The organism is Klebsiella pneumoniae complex sp. WS1778 (genome assembly GCF_049472055.1).
Classification (GTDB): domain Bacteria; phylum Pseudomonadota; class Gammaproteobacteria; order Enterobacterales; family Enterobacteriaceae; genus Klebsiella; species Klebsiella quasipneumoniae.
Genome location: NZ_JBKGTJ010000001.1, coordinates 106,038 through 121,109, shown reverse-complemented (window position 1 = coordinate 121,109; position 15,072 = coordinate 106,038). Strand labels below are relative to the sequence as shown.

The window sequence follows — 15,072 nt, the reverse complement described above, 5'->3', positions numbered from 1 at the left end:
GCCACCGCAAGGTGGCCTGAATTGGATGGTTTACTGAATAAAACTTATTGCTGGTCTTCTACGTAAATACCGGCAGATATAATGGCGCCGCCAATTCGGCGTTTGCCATAAAGCAAAGAGACCGGGTATCCCTGAGAGGCAGTGTTCGTCACGCCCCCAAAGGCGTAGGACGCTTTATTGTCAGCGGATTCTTTTCGTGCCAGGCCAACTGGCTGTGGGGAAAGCATCTGAACGACGCCGCCGAGCATCATGGCGCCGCCAGCCAACCCGACATTCCACGCAGTACCTGCGGCTAAAGCACCGGCGCCGGCAGGTCCAAGCATAACGGCAGCAGCTATGATTACTGCGCCAAGGATAGTCTGCAATACCCCTGCTTTTTTACTGCCAATAACAACAGGGACTATTTTTATAGTTTCATCATTAACAGGATAAGAAAAATCATTTAGCCCTATGTTTTTCCCGTCCTTGAATATCGCAAAAGTCAATCCTCGTTCTTTCGCTTTATTCATGAACATTTCAAAGCCACTGATCGTACAGCAAAGCGCCTGAATAGCTTCATTTGTAGTGGCTACTAGGCGCTTATGTTTTTTACCAAATCGCTTTCCTAATTCACCGCTCAGCTCAATATTAACTATTGACTCCTGAACTGTAATCATAAAACCACACCTTTTTTATATGCATGATTTGATCACCGATTTCATTTCAGCGCTTCTTCTGGCATTTTGAGAGAAGTAAATAACTTTACTTTTCCCATCTTGGTCAGGAATCACATCTGCAACCCAAGTATATACGTCTATATAGACAGTCTTACCGTTTTTATAAGGCTGAATATATACCGGGACAGGTCCTGTTAGAAAACTTTTTTCCTGCCAGCCTGATAAAATGCACTCAGAAACATCATTCACATTCTTATTCGAATGAAATATTTCTTCCGGACCACTCTGACGGACTTCCGAAGGTGACTTACAACCAGTAAGAATGAATGCCCCGATAATAATCGGCAATGCTAAAATAATTTTCACTAATTCATCTCCTTTTAAAGAAGACGAAATATTAACATAGAGACTTATACCGAACGACCTTCATCGTCCTTTCCATCCAGTACCCACCATACGGCACGCGCTTGCTGAGATGGCCATACAGGTGATGCAGCAGCAGGTTCCCTTCCAGCAGAATCCCGGCGTGGTTCCACTTATCCGCCTGCACCTGCATGATCACCATATCACCCGGTTGCGGTGGACCATCAAACTCACGGAACCCGCATTCATACCAGCAGTCCTGATAAAAATTGTCCGGATACTCCTTTTCCCACCACGGATAATCGACGCGGTAATCGTGCAGCTCGATTCCGTGGGTTTGCCGAAAATAGCTCATCACCAGGCCCCAGCAATCGTAGTGGCCCAGCACGAATGGTCGCTCGAGGAGCGGCAACTCACCACGCGGGTGGATGGTACGGAGATCGCCTTCTGGCCAGCTGATAATATGCCAGGGGAGAAGGGTCGCGTCGCATTGCGCTTTATCCAGTTCGCTCGGCTGGGTGGTGGCATCAGGATGGCTGTGAACAATACCGGTGATCGTTCCCCATTCTTCAACCTCCGCATAATCCTCCGGCGCCAGCACAAAATTATCTTTCGACTCTGTGGCCAGGTTCCGGCAGGGGAAATAACGCTCCGCTCGGCCCCTCTGGGCGACGAGGCCGCAGGCCTCGCGCGGATATTCTGCGGCCGCATGCTCCTGGATGGCCTTAATCGTTTTCTGACGCATATCAGCTCCTGATTAATGAAGTGCCAGGGAACCCGCCAAACGGCAGTTCGCTATTCTCACCATGACGTAATTTGCAGGCCGTGAGCGTTCCGTTGCAGACATCCTGCGACGGGTCATCAACTGGCTGATTGTTCCTGTCAAAATACCGGGTGCCGGCATAGTCACACCCGTTACCGCTGCGGTATTGATTGCGGATACACCAGGTGCAAATCGCATGCAGCTGGCGAGTGGGGATCATCATCCCCTGCAGGGCAAACGGGCTGGAGAGAGTAAATTCCACCTTCTCATCGTCTTCATAATGCTTTACGTCGATGAAGAAAAGGCGCCGTTTCTCCTGCGTCGGATCAGCTGAGGCATTCCCTTCCGGAAAGTTCTTCGCATCGAGATACTGTTTTTGCGTGTCGTGGATAACAACCCGCGCCAGAGCCAGATCGTCGTAATGAAGACAGAGCGCGGATATCTTTCCGTCGATATTCCCTACCCGCAGCGTTGGCTGCGCGTCGCTGCCCGTGGTGGATGACTCGATCCCTTCGATTTCACATGGCCAGGCTTTATACTCCCGCCCCTGCCACCAGATGCTTTTCGCCGGCAGCTTATCCAGGTCGCCGCCAGCGGCGAGGATTTCGGCTGCAGTTTGGGGAACGTTATAGCCGTGGAAATACAAAACCTCATCCAGGCCAAACGCCTGGCCATCGATCTCCAGGAGACGAACCTCATCGCCTGGCTCTAACTTCTGATAATTCGCGTTAAGGCTCATGGTTTAAATGCCTGAATAAAAGTGGCTGAAAGTGAGTAATTTCCGCCGCCCAGCGGCACCGGTTTATATTGTTCGCAGCGGAAAAGCCCCACCTCTTCCAGAGGCGGGGTCCACTGAAACGCGCGGGTGCCTGCATGACGGTCGAAGAACTGCTTAATCGGGCGGATATAGTCCTCCGTACCGACAAAACTCAGCTCCCAGTCCTGTGATCGGGTGTTAATACCATCGCCGGATACCTGCGTATACCCGTCACCGAACTGCGCCTTCCGGACACGAAAGTTAACGGTCTGCTGGGGATTAACCCGCGGACTCCAGGTGAATATCTCAATAGCCATTAGCGTTGCCCTTTAACTGCATTCCAGACCATCCCGCCAGGGCGCATATCCTGCGCCATCAGCTCCCTGTATTTTTTCTCCACAAACGAGCCGATCTGCTGGCCAAACTGCTCAAAACCAGACGGCGCCTGCGTTGAGGTGTTTCCGCCTTCAATCGTGATATAGACTTTTGGCCCTTCCGACGCGCCGGCGTTCTGACCACCACCGACAGCGCGTACACCCAGCGAACCATCGCCGGCACGCGTCAGTGGCATGATGGCCTCCGGCCCGGCCTCGCCAAATACGCCGGCCCCTTTTGCGAAAGCGAAGAACTGCGGAGAGTCGTAGACCTGGTTGCTGTATGCGCTCAGCGACGGCGAGTCGTAAACGCCGCCTTTGGCGTTGAACTGGAAGTTACTGGCGGCATTCTGGATCGCCGTCCCCGAGCCTGCGCCCGCAGCGCCCGTGACAACGCTGGTCCCGACGCCCACCACGCCCATAATGGTTTGCATGACGGAACTGGTGACCAGCGCCTGAGCGGCCATATCAACGAGGTTTTTTATGATCGACTGCGTGAGCGAGGAAAACAGGTCAGCCATGTTCTCCTTAAAGCTTCTCGTCCGCGTCAGCATGCTCGTCAGGAAGTTGCTTGAGCGCTCATGGGCCGTTTCAAATAACCCGACGGCCAGGCTCTGGAATTCTCCCTGTGATCGGTATAACTCCAGTGACGTCTGATACTGCGCATCGGCGGATTCTTTCGTCGCCTTCTGCATCAGCATTTCGTACTGTTCTTTGCTGATCGCGCTGCCCTGGTAGTACGCCTGCAGCAATGCCTGCCGCTGCGCAAGCTGATTGCGCAGCGAGACCAGTGGATCAACTTCGCCGGCGATATCCAGTGCCGGCGCAGCGATTTCATCGGCATGCGCCTGCAGCAGCTCTTTCGCAGTATCTCTGGCCAGCGTTATTCGTGCGGCCTGGTACTCTTTTTCATCAAGAAGGCGGACTTTGAAAAGCTCAGCCAGGTCCCAGCTGGCTTCCTGCTCTTTTCGCAGAGTTTCCTGGGCGGGGGAATACTGCGCGGCCAGATCCAGTCGCTGTTTCTGGTAATTCTCTGCGTTCATTAACAGCGCGCGCTGCAGGTCAGCATCACTGGCGCCATTTTTCTTCGCCGCTTCCTGCAGCTCCCTGTTACTGTCCTTTTCCTGCAGGTTAATTCTGGCCAGGCTGGACGCATGGGCTTCTTCAATTTGCTGCCGCAGCGTTTTGAACTGGTCGACCTTGGACTTACTGCCTTTCCCCGTGCCGGTACCGCCATCGCCGCCCCAGGGATTTCCATCTCCGGTCTCTTTGGGGGGCGTGCTTAACGCCCCTTTCAGATCGTCCGTAAGGGAGGTTATTTTTCCCGATAAACCCAGCTGAGCCAGTGTTTTTGCATCACTGACACGCTTAATGTTTTCCTCGGTTTTGCGGAGTCCCTCGTTAACGCTATCGAGATCCGCCCGTGCACGCGCCTGGCCTTTTGTTACCCCTTCCAGCTGGCCGAAGGGGTCAAACCCTTTCAGGCTGTCGATACGACTGTCGGCATCCTGAATCTCTTTCATCAGCTGGTTACGCTGCACGACCTGGTTTTCGTACTGATCCTCGAGGTCGAACTGCTTCACATTTAGCTGGTTAATCGAGAGGCGCATCAGCGCTTCACTGGTTTCGACTACGGCATCTTTTAAATCAATGGCTGACTGCCTGGCCTCCTTTGCTTTCTCATGAAAGTAAAGGAGGCCCGAACCGGCCAGCATCGCGGCGCCGAACGGACCACCGATTAAATTTAATGCACCTCTTGCCAGCCCCACCGCAACGGAGGCCGCGCGGGCTGATATCGACAATTGCCGGTTTGCCGCCGCCAGTTTCAGCTTCGCCTGGCTGGCCAGATTGGTTTGTTCAGTTTCCTGTCGGATGAGGCGTGTAAACTCATCCTGGTAACTGATATTCATCCCGTACTGTTTAGCCGTCCGCTCCATCTGCCGGTAGTGGCCAAACTCAGCGTCGTTCTGTTTCAGGATGGCAGCTGTCGAATCCAGCGTTTTGCGGGCAATATCCGCATCAGCCTGCGCCCGCGCTTTTACCGCCGCCTGGCTTTCCCGCCAAGCCGCGATATTCTCCCGCAGCCCTGCAGTCAGTTTCGTGGATAACACGGGGATCAGGCTGTAAAGCGCCACGCTGGAGACGGTGTTGAAATTGTCTGCCAGGCTGTTCAGTGCCTCCGTGGCAACCTGAATCCCGCTGCGGAGTGGCCCGTTACTGCTCTGGCCGATCTTAATGACCATCCCTTGAAACGCACTGCTCAGCCCCAGCAAATCGCCGTTCAGGTTGTTAACCCTGATGGATGCCTGCTCATGCGCCGTTTTGGTACCGGTCAGGGAAGCGGTCAGCTCATCAAGCTTTGAACGGTTCTGGACCAGGATAGACGCCGCATTCAGGTTCTCCACGCCAAACAGTTTTACGGCCTGGGCCGTGGATAGATTTTTCCCGGAAAGAGTGGTCAGCGCCTGGCTGAGACCAACCACGGATGGCTTGAGGCTCTTGTCTGTGCCCTTTTCCAGGTTCAGTATGACGTTACGCAGCGCCGTGCCGGCTTCACCGCCTTTAATTTCACGCTCTGCCAGCACCTGAATCGCGGCATTCAGCTGCTCAAAACCAACGCCGGCCTGTGCGGCTGCAACGCCACCATTTTTAATGGCGGCCGCTGTATCCACAATCTCCGACGACCCGTACTTCGCGCCGGCGGCCAGCACGTTGATATAACGATCCGCTTCCTGCGCGCTCGCCCCGTACTGGTTTAAGGAGAGCGCCAGCGTTCTGGTCGCATCGGGCAGCGTTGTGCCGGCGGCCTGCGCCAGGATAAGCGCGCTGTTCGTAGCCTTCTGCAGTCCATCGGACGTTTTTAAAAGCTCCGGTTTAGCCGACGCCATCAGCTTTAACGCTTCGGCGGCCTGGCTGGCGCTGTACTCTGTCGTGCGCCCCATTTCCTGCGCAGCCAGATCCAGCGCTTTCATTTCAGCTGCAGTCGCACCGGTGATGGCCTGCAGATCTGATAACGCTTGTCCATATTGTCTGGACGTGGTGACGATCGTACCGATGGAAAGGCCGGCTCCTGCCAGCCCCGCCAGCCGGCTGGCCATCCCGGATATCGACAGACCGACCTTCTTATAGGCGTCTTCCGTCTTTTTCGCGTCCGCCTGGGCATTACGGTTAAACCGTCGTGACTGGTTCTCCGCATCGCCATACGCTCCCAGCAGCTGGGATTTAAAACTGGCTGCGTTCAGGTGCAGCCCAACCGCTAAAGATGCGACGTCTGCCATTACATTAATGCCCTCATGACTGCCGCGCATTCATCATCGACCCGGGATGGCGCAGGTGTGGTTTCGGTAGGTGGCGCGTTTTCATCGCCAGGACGGCGGAAAGTGCCCTGTTTCAGGAAGTAGGCTCGCCAGTGGTACAGCGTGTTTGCCGGCAACGCGGCAATTTTGGATGGGTCAGGCTCGCCCCAGCGGTCGGCCAGCCAGAAAATCAGCTCCAGCCAGGGCGAGTCACTCAGTTTTTTTCCGCTTCCTCCAGCTTGCCGATTGCGTGTTGCTTCACTTTTTCCACTGCGGCCAGCAGTTCGGGGTTTTCATGGGCCTTCAGCAGCTCGGCTGCCGTGGGTTTAAACTCATCCGGAATGGCCGTTCCATCCGGCTGAACCAGTGCATCGATGACGATCTGGATGACTTGCTCCGATGCCTCGCGCGCTGCGCCAGCTTTTGCGGTTTCAGCCATTTTCTCTTCGTAGCTGATGAGGTAATCCCCGGTCAGGCGGCGGATGAATACGGTGGCGCCAAACAACTCGGTTTTAATGACGGTTGGCTCCGATTTAAGCAACGCGGATTTCAGCGTGGACAGGTAATCTTTATCTTTCACAGGTAGTCCTTAAAAATAAAAAGCCACCCGAAGGTGGCTGTTTACAGGTTAAGTTAATCAGGCGCCGCCGGAGACAGCGACGGTTCCCCAGGTGATCTTGTTCTGCTTACCCTGAACAGTGATCTGGATGACCTCATTCGCCGGAGCGGCGATTTCATTCATCTGCCAGCCGGACAGCGCCAGGAGCATCGTCGCTGTTCGCTTGTTGGGTAATTCGACGTATAACTGGATGGTCTTGCGGGCCTCTGCTGCATTCAGCAGCGCGGCAAAATCGGTATTGCCCGGATCATCAATGAAGCCCAGCGACTTTTCAGGCCCGTCAGGCAGATCGCTGATGGACTGTTTCTGCTTATCCAGTAACGTGGTGCAGTCGACAAAGCCCCCCGTCTGCCCCATTGCACCCAGCGCTTTACAGTTAATCAGCGGTTTCAGCGCTGACGTGGCAGCGCCAGGCTCCCCGTATTTCACAATGGTGCCCGCCGGCAACATCGCATATTCAGGCGAAGTTTTATCAGCCATGTTTCTCTCTCTTTTTATACGGCAGCGGATGCTACCTGTTTTCAATGCCGTTTCGGATTTCCACGGTTAACACGCGCAAAACGGTCTGGAGGTTGTAATCCAGGGCGGGTCGGATAAAGGGGTCTGCAACCTGTTTAACCGTGCCAAGCTCCTGCGCCAGCGCCTTCATATGGTGTTGCTTGCTGGGGCCAACACGGAGCGTTACAACCTCGTTCCCTTTACCCTTGCGGGTGGAAGAGCGGATTTTGATTGAGTCCCGCATGTGCGGCCCGGCAGACGTTTCGTCAAAGCCGGCATGCTGCTTCATATCTTCCTCGACGACCTTTAGCGCTTCGCGCCCGGCATCCCGCAATACCTTCGTCGCCACTTTTTCGCCCAGGGCCATTAACTGCCGCTCCAGCTCATCCAGCCCTTTAACTTCCATTCGGATCACGAGGAGTCCTCCACGTAGTGAATGATGAAATCGCGGGTCAGGCGATACTGAATGCGACGATTCGTCAGCTGGTTTTTATCCTGATGGATACCGCCTCGCTCCACATACTGAAGCGGGATACCCTCCAGCTGGCCATGAACGACGGACTTCAGTTCCGTCCAGATTTTTTTATCCAGCTGCAGCAGCGAGGTGTAATCATCGAGACGGTACAGATTCACCTGGATACGGGCAGAGACGATCCCCGTTCGCAACATTCCCGAGACCATCTCCGGGTCAGAGATACGCTGAAAGGTCGCTCCTTCCTGGACCGTGTCCGGCAGTAAAAGCGGATACGCATTCATGCCGGTGATGCGCTCCAGCGCACCCTTAATCGCCAGCTCTATCATGCCGCCCGTCAGCCTCCCCCGTGATAATGATCCGGTCCGTTTTGCGGTCGATATTCCGGACGGTATAAACCAGATTTTTCGTCGTGATTTTCCAGTCAATATCAACCAGCACACCCGGATAGACCGTAAACAGGCAGGTTTCCACCACCTGCTGCTGATCCAGCGTGCGGACTTTTCGCCCCGATACCAGCTCCCGTTTTGCCCACGCTTTTCCCGATTCAACCTGCTTTTCCGGTAGCGGTTCGCCCAGCGGCCCCCGACCGGACTGAACGTAGCTAATCGCAATGCGACAGTTCATATCACCCGGTTTCAGGTTCATAGCGTATGCTCCTGCAGGGGGAAAAGAAGATGCCTCACCGCAGCGGTTTCCAGCCACTGTCCGGTATGGCCATTCAGATACGCATCGCTGACCAGAAACTGAATGGCCAGCCGGATATCTTCATCCGCGATAAATCCGCGGACGGTCTCCGGGAGTGCCTGCAGCTCTTCATCACTGGTGACCAGCTTGCAGTAATAATCACGCTCGATGCTCCGCTGTGCGGCGTTCACCATTTGCGTGAGCATGGCGTCATGCTCCGTGAAATCCAGTTCCAGGCGTAGCTGGGTTTTCACATCATCCAATGTCAGTATCAAAATCGCTGTCTCCCGGCTTCGGTTTCAGCGCGCGTTCGGCATCCTTCGGCCATACCGCGATACGGCGCTTAACCAGCTCTTCGGCGTGCGATCCTTCAAACCACGCGATATCACCACGGGAATAACGGCTATGCGGACCGAGGAACACAACGGATTTACGTTCTGCCTGTGCGACCATGGTCGCACGGTTATCCTGTGCGGTCTCAGTCGCATGGTTGTCCTGTGTGGTCTCGGTCGCATGGTTGTCCTGTACGACCGTTTCTTCCGGCTCCACTGATTTATTTTTCGCAGCCATAGCATTCTCCTTAAAGGGAAAAGCCCGCATATGCGGGCTTTATTAACAGAGGGGGTGGGTTAGAACAGGACGCCGGTACCCAGCACCAGGCCTTCCGGATGACGGAAGCCGATATCGTGTTCGAGGACGACGCGGATCAGCGACTGGTTACGCGAGAACGCGGAAACTGGGTTACCTTCTGCATCGAGATAGGTGGCTTCTCTGGAGAAATCGACCTTCATGGAACCATCTTCACCGATGACAACATCATTGAAGTCGGCGAAATAAATTTCCGTTTCCTTACCACTTTCGCCCAGGTTAACAGGGATCGCGCTGGTATACTGAATCGGATAGCCCTTGAGCATACCCTGTGCCATTTCCGGGTAGACTTTGTTGCCGTTGCCGTCACGCAGGCCAAACAGCTTCATATAGGTACGGTTCGACATACCCCAGCCGCAACGGATCATCAGGCTGTTGCCATCCATCGCCATCAGAATAATCTTGTCCAGGTACTCATCAACCGTGTTCAGGTTGATCGTGGAACCCGCTTCCCACGGCAGCAGACGGTTCCACTGCGTCGCACGCGACTTCATACCAATAGGTGTATCGCCGGTACCATCATCGCGCATAAACGCTTTATCCTCACGAACAGCGATGGCGGTCAGAATATCCTGCAGGACCAGCTGCTCAACGTTAAAACCGGCGCGACCAATCAGCTGGTTCGACATCGGGACCAGGGCGATCATGGTTTTGGCACTCAGTTTTACGTCGTCGAATTTTGACTCAGACGTCTTGGCATCCTTTCCTTCGCCGGTGTAGCTGGCCGTTGCACCGCCAGCCGAGCGCGGTAACGTCAGATTGCCGTTAGGCAGCGGAACGGAGCGGGCACCCAGCTTACGGACAATGGTACGGTCGCTCAGCAGCTCAATGACTTCGTTTTGCATGTTCTCCGGGATGAGCGCTCCACCGGAACCCGCAGCGGTGGAAATGGCCATCGATACGGACTGGTCATTCAGCTCTTCTGAAGCGAATTTTGCCGCGTCCTGCAGATTCCCTGCGCCTGCGGCGACAGACATCACCAGTCGGGTCATGCCAGCACCGGTGTACTGTTTCGGCTCCTGCTTAACAATAATGCCGGGGGCCTGCTGAGTCGCTTTCACGGGTTTTGCGACCAGCGCCGCAGCACGTTCGGCGGCTTCCAGGCGTTCAATTTTGGCGCTGATATCAGTGAACTGCTGCTGCAGGTTCGCAAACTCCGTCAGCTGCTCCGCAGTCAGCGTGCTGCCGCTGGCTTCAATGGTTGCCAGGGCCTGAACCTGTTCGTTGATACCCGCACGCTGACGACGCAATTCTTCAATATGTGGCATTTTATTTCTCTCTTTTTAGACATAAAAAAAGCAGCCTGCTGGCTGCTTAAGGTGACGCGGTTTGTGTTTGCGCCGGGTTACATTTTGGTTTGCAGATCCATCGCGGCTGCCTGCATCTGAATGGAGGTTTTTTGACGGGGTTGCTGATACTTTGCCGCGATAGCATTGATCGCCGCCTGGGGGTCAGAGACTTCATCCGCCAGGCCGGCGGACACAGCGCCAGGGCCAAAATACAGCCCCGCCTGCGTATCAATGACGGCCTGCTGATTCAGGCCGCGATATTCGGCCACCGACCCCGTAAACGTCTCGTACATTTCGTCGATCATGCCCTGGAACATACCCAGCGACTCTTCACTCAGTGGTTCATGTTGGGTGCCATTATTTTTGTTATCTCCCCGGTAAATGGTGGTGAACGTCAGCCCCATTTTTTCTTCCATCTTCGACGTATCGAGGTGCTCTATGATCACACCAATCGACCCCACGCCACTGGTCTGGCTGACGATGATTTTGCTGCAGGCCGATGCGATGAAATACGCGGCGGAATACGCGCTGTAGTTCACAATCGCCGTGATGGGTTTCGTGTCGCGAGACTGATAAATGTAATCGGCCAGTTCCTTGCACCCCACCGCTGCGCCGCCGCCGGAGTTAATATCCAGAACGATTTCGCTGATTGAGGGGTCGTTTAACGCCGCCTGCAGCTGCCCGCGGATCCGCTCGTAGCTGGTCAGCTCGGAGCACATCGCCGTAATCTGCCCCCGGCGTGGAACAAGAATGCCGTGAACGGGGATCACCGCCACCCCGCCGGTGGGCTGGACCTGCTCAGCTGCAGGGGATTTACCCGGATTCAGCGCCATCTGAATGACGGCATCTTCGGTGATCCCCTGAATACGGGGGATGAGCACCGCTTTCACGGAGTCCATTGTTTGCCGCGTCACGTAATGCGGCACACCAAAGACCATATCTGCCAGGTGCGGCAGGTTAATTAATTTCGTTGTCATGTTGTCTTCCAGGTCATCCCGCGTGGCGGGAAATAATCAGGCTCTGGCCAGAAGGGTTTCAATTTCGGCCAGCTGTTTTGCTGTCGGCGACTTATCGCCAGGAAGGATCTTCGCGCTGTCGACCATATTGAGCGGCGTCAGGTATTTGTCCCCGCCAGCAATTGGCGGCAGATTCTCCATACGCCGGATATCGTTAGTGGATAGCCATCCCCACTGGCGGCCCAGCGCATAAGATTCATAGCGTGATTTCTGATCGCCTCGCAGCAGCCCGGAAACGTTGAACTCGATGTACAAATCGCGGCGTTCGCTGGGCAGGAGCAGATCGCGCTGCAGCGCACCCTCATGGCGTTTCAGCCATGCCAGCAGCGTGTACATCACGAACTGCAGGCCCTGGTGTTCAATGTTGTTGTTGGTCGCTTTCGCCAGCATCTGCACCATATGTGGCGGGATTTTATAGAGCCGGCAGACCTCTTCCACGCCCCACTGCCGCGACTGTAGCAGCTGCGCCTTTTCGTTATCCTGCGACAGTTGTTTGTAGCTCATGCCCTCCTGCAGCAATGCCACAGAGAACATATTGTGAATACCGGAATGGCGCTCGGTCCATTTCGCCAGCAGGCGATCAATAGCATCCTGGCTTTTAATGGTCGCGGCCTCTTTCGGACGCTCTATCACCCCGCTCATCGTTGTCCCGCGCCGGAATGTCGCGGCCGCATGCTCCTCAACGGCCAAATTCAGTCCAAGAACATCGGCGTTCGTCTGAATGGGGGAACTGCCGATATAGCCATCCAGAGAAAAGACCTTCACATGGTGCATCATGCGCATCGGCAGAATTTCGCCGACTTCCGGGAGTTGGTAATACGGCATACCGTCCGGCCCTTTCAGCACAATGACCTTTTTCGGGTTAATGGGGATCAGCTCTTTCGGGTAGCCTTTTCCGTCCCGTTCGATGATCGAGTAGCAATTTCCCTCCAGCCCCAGCAACCCCTGCTGCTGCTCGAAATACTCGAATGAGGTGTCTTTCCTGTTGGGCTGGGAGTGAATCAGGTCATAAACCGGGTGGTCCGTCGCACGCTGTCGCCCGCCATTTTTATCCCGCCGGTAAAGTTCGCACGGCAGCTGCGCGACGGACTCCGCCAGGAGGGTGACACAGGCCCGGACCGCTGAAAGTCCCAGAGCGGTTTCCGGCGTGATTATGATGCCAGTTTTGCTCTGGCTTGAACGAACCCCACCCAGCATGGCTTCCCAGAAGCTATTACCCGAATATTGTCGGCCCCTGAACATCTGGGGAAGGAACATTATTCACCTCCGCCATTGCTGACGCCGGAGGAAAAGGCCCGGGTTGTCATATATGACCAGCCCAGACAAATAATCCCTCCTGTTATCAATCCCACTGATGGAGAAATAAGCCAGGCACCTGCGGATAACAATCCAGCACCAGTGAGGCCGACAATAAAACTCAAAACTGAAATTAGCATGCTATATCTTCCTCATCGTATACGGATGTCATCACTGAACTGTTAAGCATGGCGCGCCCCAGCCCCATCATTAAACCAACCGCACCATCTATCTTGTTCTGCCGCCCTTCCTTCCCGGGACGCACAATATCGTCACTTCCGGGAAGGTACTGGCCGACGATATTGGAAATACACCAGTTCATGACGGGGTGTCCGTCATGATGGAATCTCCCCGAGATGAGCGCAGCCTCAATCTCTCTCATAGGATCACTCATGTGGGTAAAATTTTGTCTTATCTCGACAGGCTCAAGCCCCTCTTCCTCAAGCATGTGACGTAATGAAGTCGCGCCATAAGGATCAATGGGGCATTGGGCAATTTTTACGGTATTCCGCAGCTTCAGGATCGTTTCAAATATCAGCCTGTAATCAACTTCACCACCATCGGTCGGGATCAACTTACCCTGCCGGACAAAGGATTGATAACGTTCTGCGGTACTCTTCAGCGCGGTCTCCTGCGAGTAAATGGTTTCTTCGGGTGCCCAGAACAGAGGAGAAACACAGTAAAAATGTGTTATTCCGTCTATTTCACGACGAAAAACTGGAACCACGGCATTGAGGTCAACTTTCGAGGCCAGATCGATACCCAGCCAGCATTCTTCCCCTTCAAAATCTGACAACTTAAGGTTTTTATCGGCTGCATCCATCCATTTTCTCAGGTCGTAATAAGCTGATTTTGCGCTTACCCAGCGATTGAAATGCTTGGTCAGAATCTTGTTTGTCTGCCCGGGCGTCGACATACCCAATAATTGTTTAGCCCGGAGAAAATCTGCTTTTACCGAAATGCCATAGTTGGGGTTTGCCTTGATTAATGCCTCAGGAGTCGTCCAGTCATCATCGTCATCAAGGCCATAAATCAGCCCAAATATGGTTTCATTTTCCTCGCCATTACGGGTTTTCCGCAGGATCTCGACAACCTGAGTACGCTTTTCATAGCAAGGGGATGTAATGTCATAGCCGGCAGTGGTGATGATCAGTGTCATCGGTTGTTCACGAGCCCCCATACCGGTGGTCATGGTGGTGTAAAGCGCATCAGTAGTATGTTCGTGATATTCATCAATGATGGCGCATGATGGCGAATCACCATCCCCCGGGTCACCGATCACCGGCGCAAAAACCGAACCGTCAGGGCGCGTCATTTTTTTTGCCCAGGGTTTTATCGAGAATTTTTGCCGCAATGCCGGCAGCTTTTTCACCATTTGCAGCGCCGGAGAAAATACCTTCCATGCCTGTTTTTCAGTCGTGGCGCCGCAGTAGACTTCTGCACCATGCTCGCCATCTGCACAAAACATATAATTTCCTACAGCAGCGGCAATAGCGGATTTCCCGTTCTTCCTGGGCACCTCGATATAGATTTCAGAGAAACGACGCAGGCCTGTCTTCTTGTGTACCCATCCAAACGGTACGCCAAGAGCGAACTTCTGCCAGGCTTCAAATTCAATCCGGAGTTTACGCCGGGCCCATTCCCCTGAGGTATGAGGCATTTTCTGGGCAAAACGAAGAAATCGTTCTGCTTTGTTTTTATCGAAGCGGTAGGGCCAGTGGGGATCCTTTGCTCGTTCGAGGTCGTCCAGATGTCGCTGACAGGCAAGTATCGTTAACTGACACGCCAGAATCTTCCCGCCAACGATATCCCGCGCATACTGGTTCGCTGCATTGACGTTCGGATAGGTTGCCATCAGTCAAACTCATCGAATTCATTCCCGTCATCATCCGGATCCTTTTGTCCGCTGGTCATGCGAAGACGACTGAGCGGATCTAACCCCAACAGAGAGCCCAGGCGGGCAAGCTGGGAAACCGAGTCATTCCGGACATTAACTGCAGGGTGTTTTTTCAGGCCCCCCATTTCACTTTCTGAGGTCAGTCCGCTGGCCAGCATTTTTTCGGCTTCGAGCATCAGATGAAAAGCATTGCAGTAAGCCAGCAACAAAGGTGCGTCCTCCAGCTCAAACACCCCTCGGTCGATGAGTATTTTGCTTTGCGTCTTCCACATTTTTATTGCCGCCTCCCCCATTAACTCAGCGGGAGGCGCAATACGTGTTAATTTGCTTTTTTGCCCGGTGGGTAAAGTGGGTTTTCGGCCACCACCGGACGATCGAATTCCTCCGGCCATAAACGTTCCTTTGATAGATGAAACCTTCCGGAAAAAAGTTTCTTATTTC

At 54.2% G+C, this 15,072-nt stretch carries 19 protein-coding genes; all 19 read right to left on the bottom strand.

All coding sequences use genetic code 11. The features are described 5' to 3' along the window. Window positions 1-44: 44 nt before the first annotated feature. Window positions 45-656, bottom strand: coding sequence for a tail assembly protein (locus ACLEXF_RS00650; protein ID WP_100097628.1), 612 nt, complete (start codon window positions 654-656; stop codon window positions 45-47). Window positions 657-671: 15 nt separating this feature from the next. Beyond that, window positions 672-1,022, bottom strand: coding sequence for a hypothetical protein (locus ACLEXF_RS00645; protein ID WP_021462612.1), 351 nt, complete (start codon window positions 1,020-1,022; stop codon window positions 672-674). A 31-nt stretch (window positions 1,023-1,053) separates the two neighbouring features. After that, window positions 1,054-1,764, bottom strand: coding sequence for a C40 family peptidase (locus ACLEXF_RS00640; protein ID WP_017880253.1), 711 nt, complete (start codon window positions 1,762-1,764; stop codon window positions 1,054-1,056). 1 nt (window position 1,765) lies between these two features. Beyond that, entirely contained in the window at window positions 1,766-2,521 is a 756-nt protein-coding gene (locus ACLEXF_RS00635) for a phage minor tail protein L (protein ID WP_100097630.1), read from the bottom strand. Next, window positions 2,518-2,856 (bottom strand): phage tail protein, encoded by a 339-nt coding sequence (locus ACLEXF_RS00630; protein ID WP_014228916.1) that lies wholly within the window; start codon window positions 2,854-2,856, stop codon window positions 2,518-2,520. Before ACLEXF_RS00630 ends, ACLEXF_RS00635 begins: the two co-directional genes overlap by 4 nt. After that, window positions 2,856-6,191 (bottom strand): phage tail tape measure protein, encoded by a 3,336-nt coding sequence (locus ACLEXF_RS00625; protein ID WP_122927449.1) that lies wholly within the window; start codon window positions 6,189-6,191, stop codon window positions 2,856-2,858. Before ACLEXF_RS00625 ends, ACLEXF_RS00630 begins: the two co-directional genes overlap by 1 nt. 232 nt (window positions 6,192-6,423) lie before the next feature. Continuing rightward, a complete protein-coding gene (locus ACLEXF_RS00620) occupies window positions 6,424-6,789 on the bottom strand; it encodes a phage tail protein (protein WP_014228914.1) in 366 nt (121 codons plus the stop codon). Window positions 6,790-6,846: 57 nt separating this feature from the next. Continuing rightward, window positions 6,847-7,308, bottom strand: coding sequence for a major tail shaft subunit (locus ACLEXF_RS00615; protein WP_014228913.1), 462 nt, complete (start codon window positions 7,306-7,308; stop codon window positions 6,847-6,849). Window positions 7,309-7,339: 31 nt separating this feature from the next. Beyond that, entirely contained in the window at window positions 7,340-7,732 is a 393-nt protein-coding gene (locus ACLEXF_RS00610) for an HK97-gp10 family putative phage morphogenesis protein (protein WP_176553765.1), read from the bottom strand. Window positions 7,733-7,737: 5 nt separating this feature from the next. Next, window positions 7,738-8,127 carry a hypothetical protein gene (locus tag ACLEXF_RS00605; RefSeq protein ID WP_100097633.1) on the bottom strand — a complete coding sequence of 130 codons (390 nt, stop codon included), beginning with the start codon at window positions 8,125-8,127 and terminating at the stop codon, window positions 7,738-7,740. Then, a complete protein-coding gene (locus ACLEXF_RS00600) occupies window positions 8,108-8,446 on the bottom strand; it encodes a phage head completion protein (protein WP_021462607.1) in 339 nt (112 codons plus the stop codon). Before ACLEXF_RS00600 ends, ACLEXF_RS00605 begins: the two co-directional genes overlap by 20 nt. Then, window positions 8,443-8,760: a head-tail connector protein gene (locus ACLEXF_RS00595; protein WP_020317538.1), complete on the bottom strand. Its 318-nt coding sequence runs from the start codon at window positions 8,758-8,760 to the stop codon at window positions 8,443-8,445. The genes ACLEXF_RS00600 and ACLEXF_RS00595 overlap by 4 nt, the downstream gene beginning before the upstream one ends. Further along, complete coding sequence (locus tag ACLEXF_RS00590; RefSeq protein ID WP_423265697.1) at window positions 8,741-9,055, bottom strand: hypothetical protein; 315 nt, start codon at window positions 9,053-9,055, stop codon at window positions 8,741-8,743. The genes ACLEXF_RS00595 and ACLEXF_RS00590 overlap by 20 nt, the downstream gene beginning before the upstream one ends. A 59-nt stretch (window positions 9,056-9,114) precedes the next feature. Further along, window positions 9,115-10,401, bottom strand: a complete 1,287-nt coding sequence (locus tag ACLEXF_RS00585; RefSeq protein WP_023279519.1) for a phage major capsid protein — start codon at window positions 10,399-10,401, stop codon at window positions 9,115-9,117. Between the two features lie 77 nt (window positions 10,402-10,478). Then, on the bottom strand, window positions 10,479-11,399 hold the full coding sequence (locus ACLEXF_RS00580; RefSeq protein ID WP_100097636.1) for a S49 family peptidase: 921 nt from the start codon (window positions 11,397-11,399) through the stop codon (window positions 10,479-10,481). A gap of 36 nt (window positions 11,400-11,435) precedes the next feature. Beyond that, window positions 11,436-12,695: a phage portal protein gene (locus ACLEXF_RS00575; RefSeq protein ID WP_004148010.1), complete on the bottom strand. Its 1,260-nt coding sequence runs from the start codon at window positions 12,693-12,695 to the stop codon at window positions 11,436-11,438. Beyond that, entirely contained in the window at window positions 12,695-12,874 is a 180-nt protein-coding gene (locus ACLEXF_RS00570; protein ID WP_020318187.1) for a hypothetical protein, read from the bottom strand. Before ACLEXF_RS00570 ends, ACLEXF_RS00575 begins: the two co-directional genes overlap by 1 nt. Continuing rightward, window positions 12,868-14,589 (bottom strand): terminase large subunit, encoded by a 1,722-nt coding sequence (locus tag ACLEXF_RS00565; protein ID WP_049115063.1) that lies wholly within the window; start codon window positions 14,587-14,589, stop codon window positions 12,868-12,870. The genes ACLEXF_RS00570 and ACLEXF_RS00565 overlap by 7 nt, the downstream gene beginning before the upstream one ends. Then, a complete protein-coding gene (locus ACLEXF_RS00560) occupies window positions 14,589-15,023 on the bottom strand; it encodes a phage terminase small subunit P27 family (RefSeq protein ID WP_023297387.1) in 435 nt (144 codons plus the stop codon). The genes ACLEXF_RS00565 and ACLEXF_RS00560 overlap by 1 nt, the downstream gene beginning before the upstream one ends. Window positions 15,024-15,072: the final 49 nt, after the last annotated feature.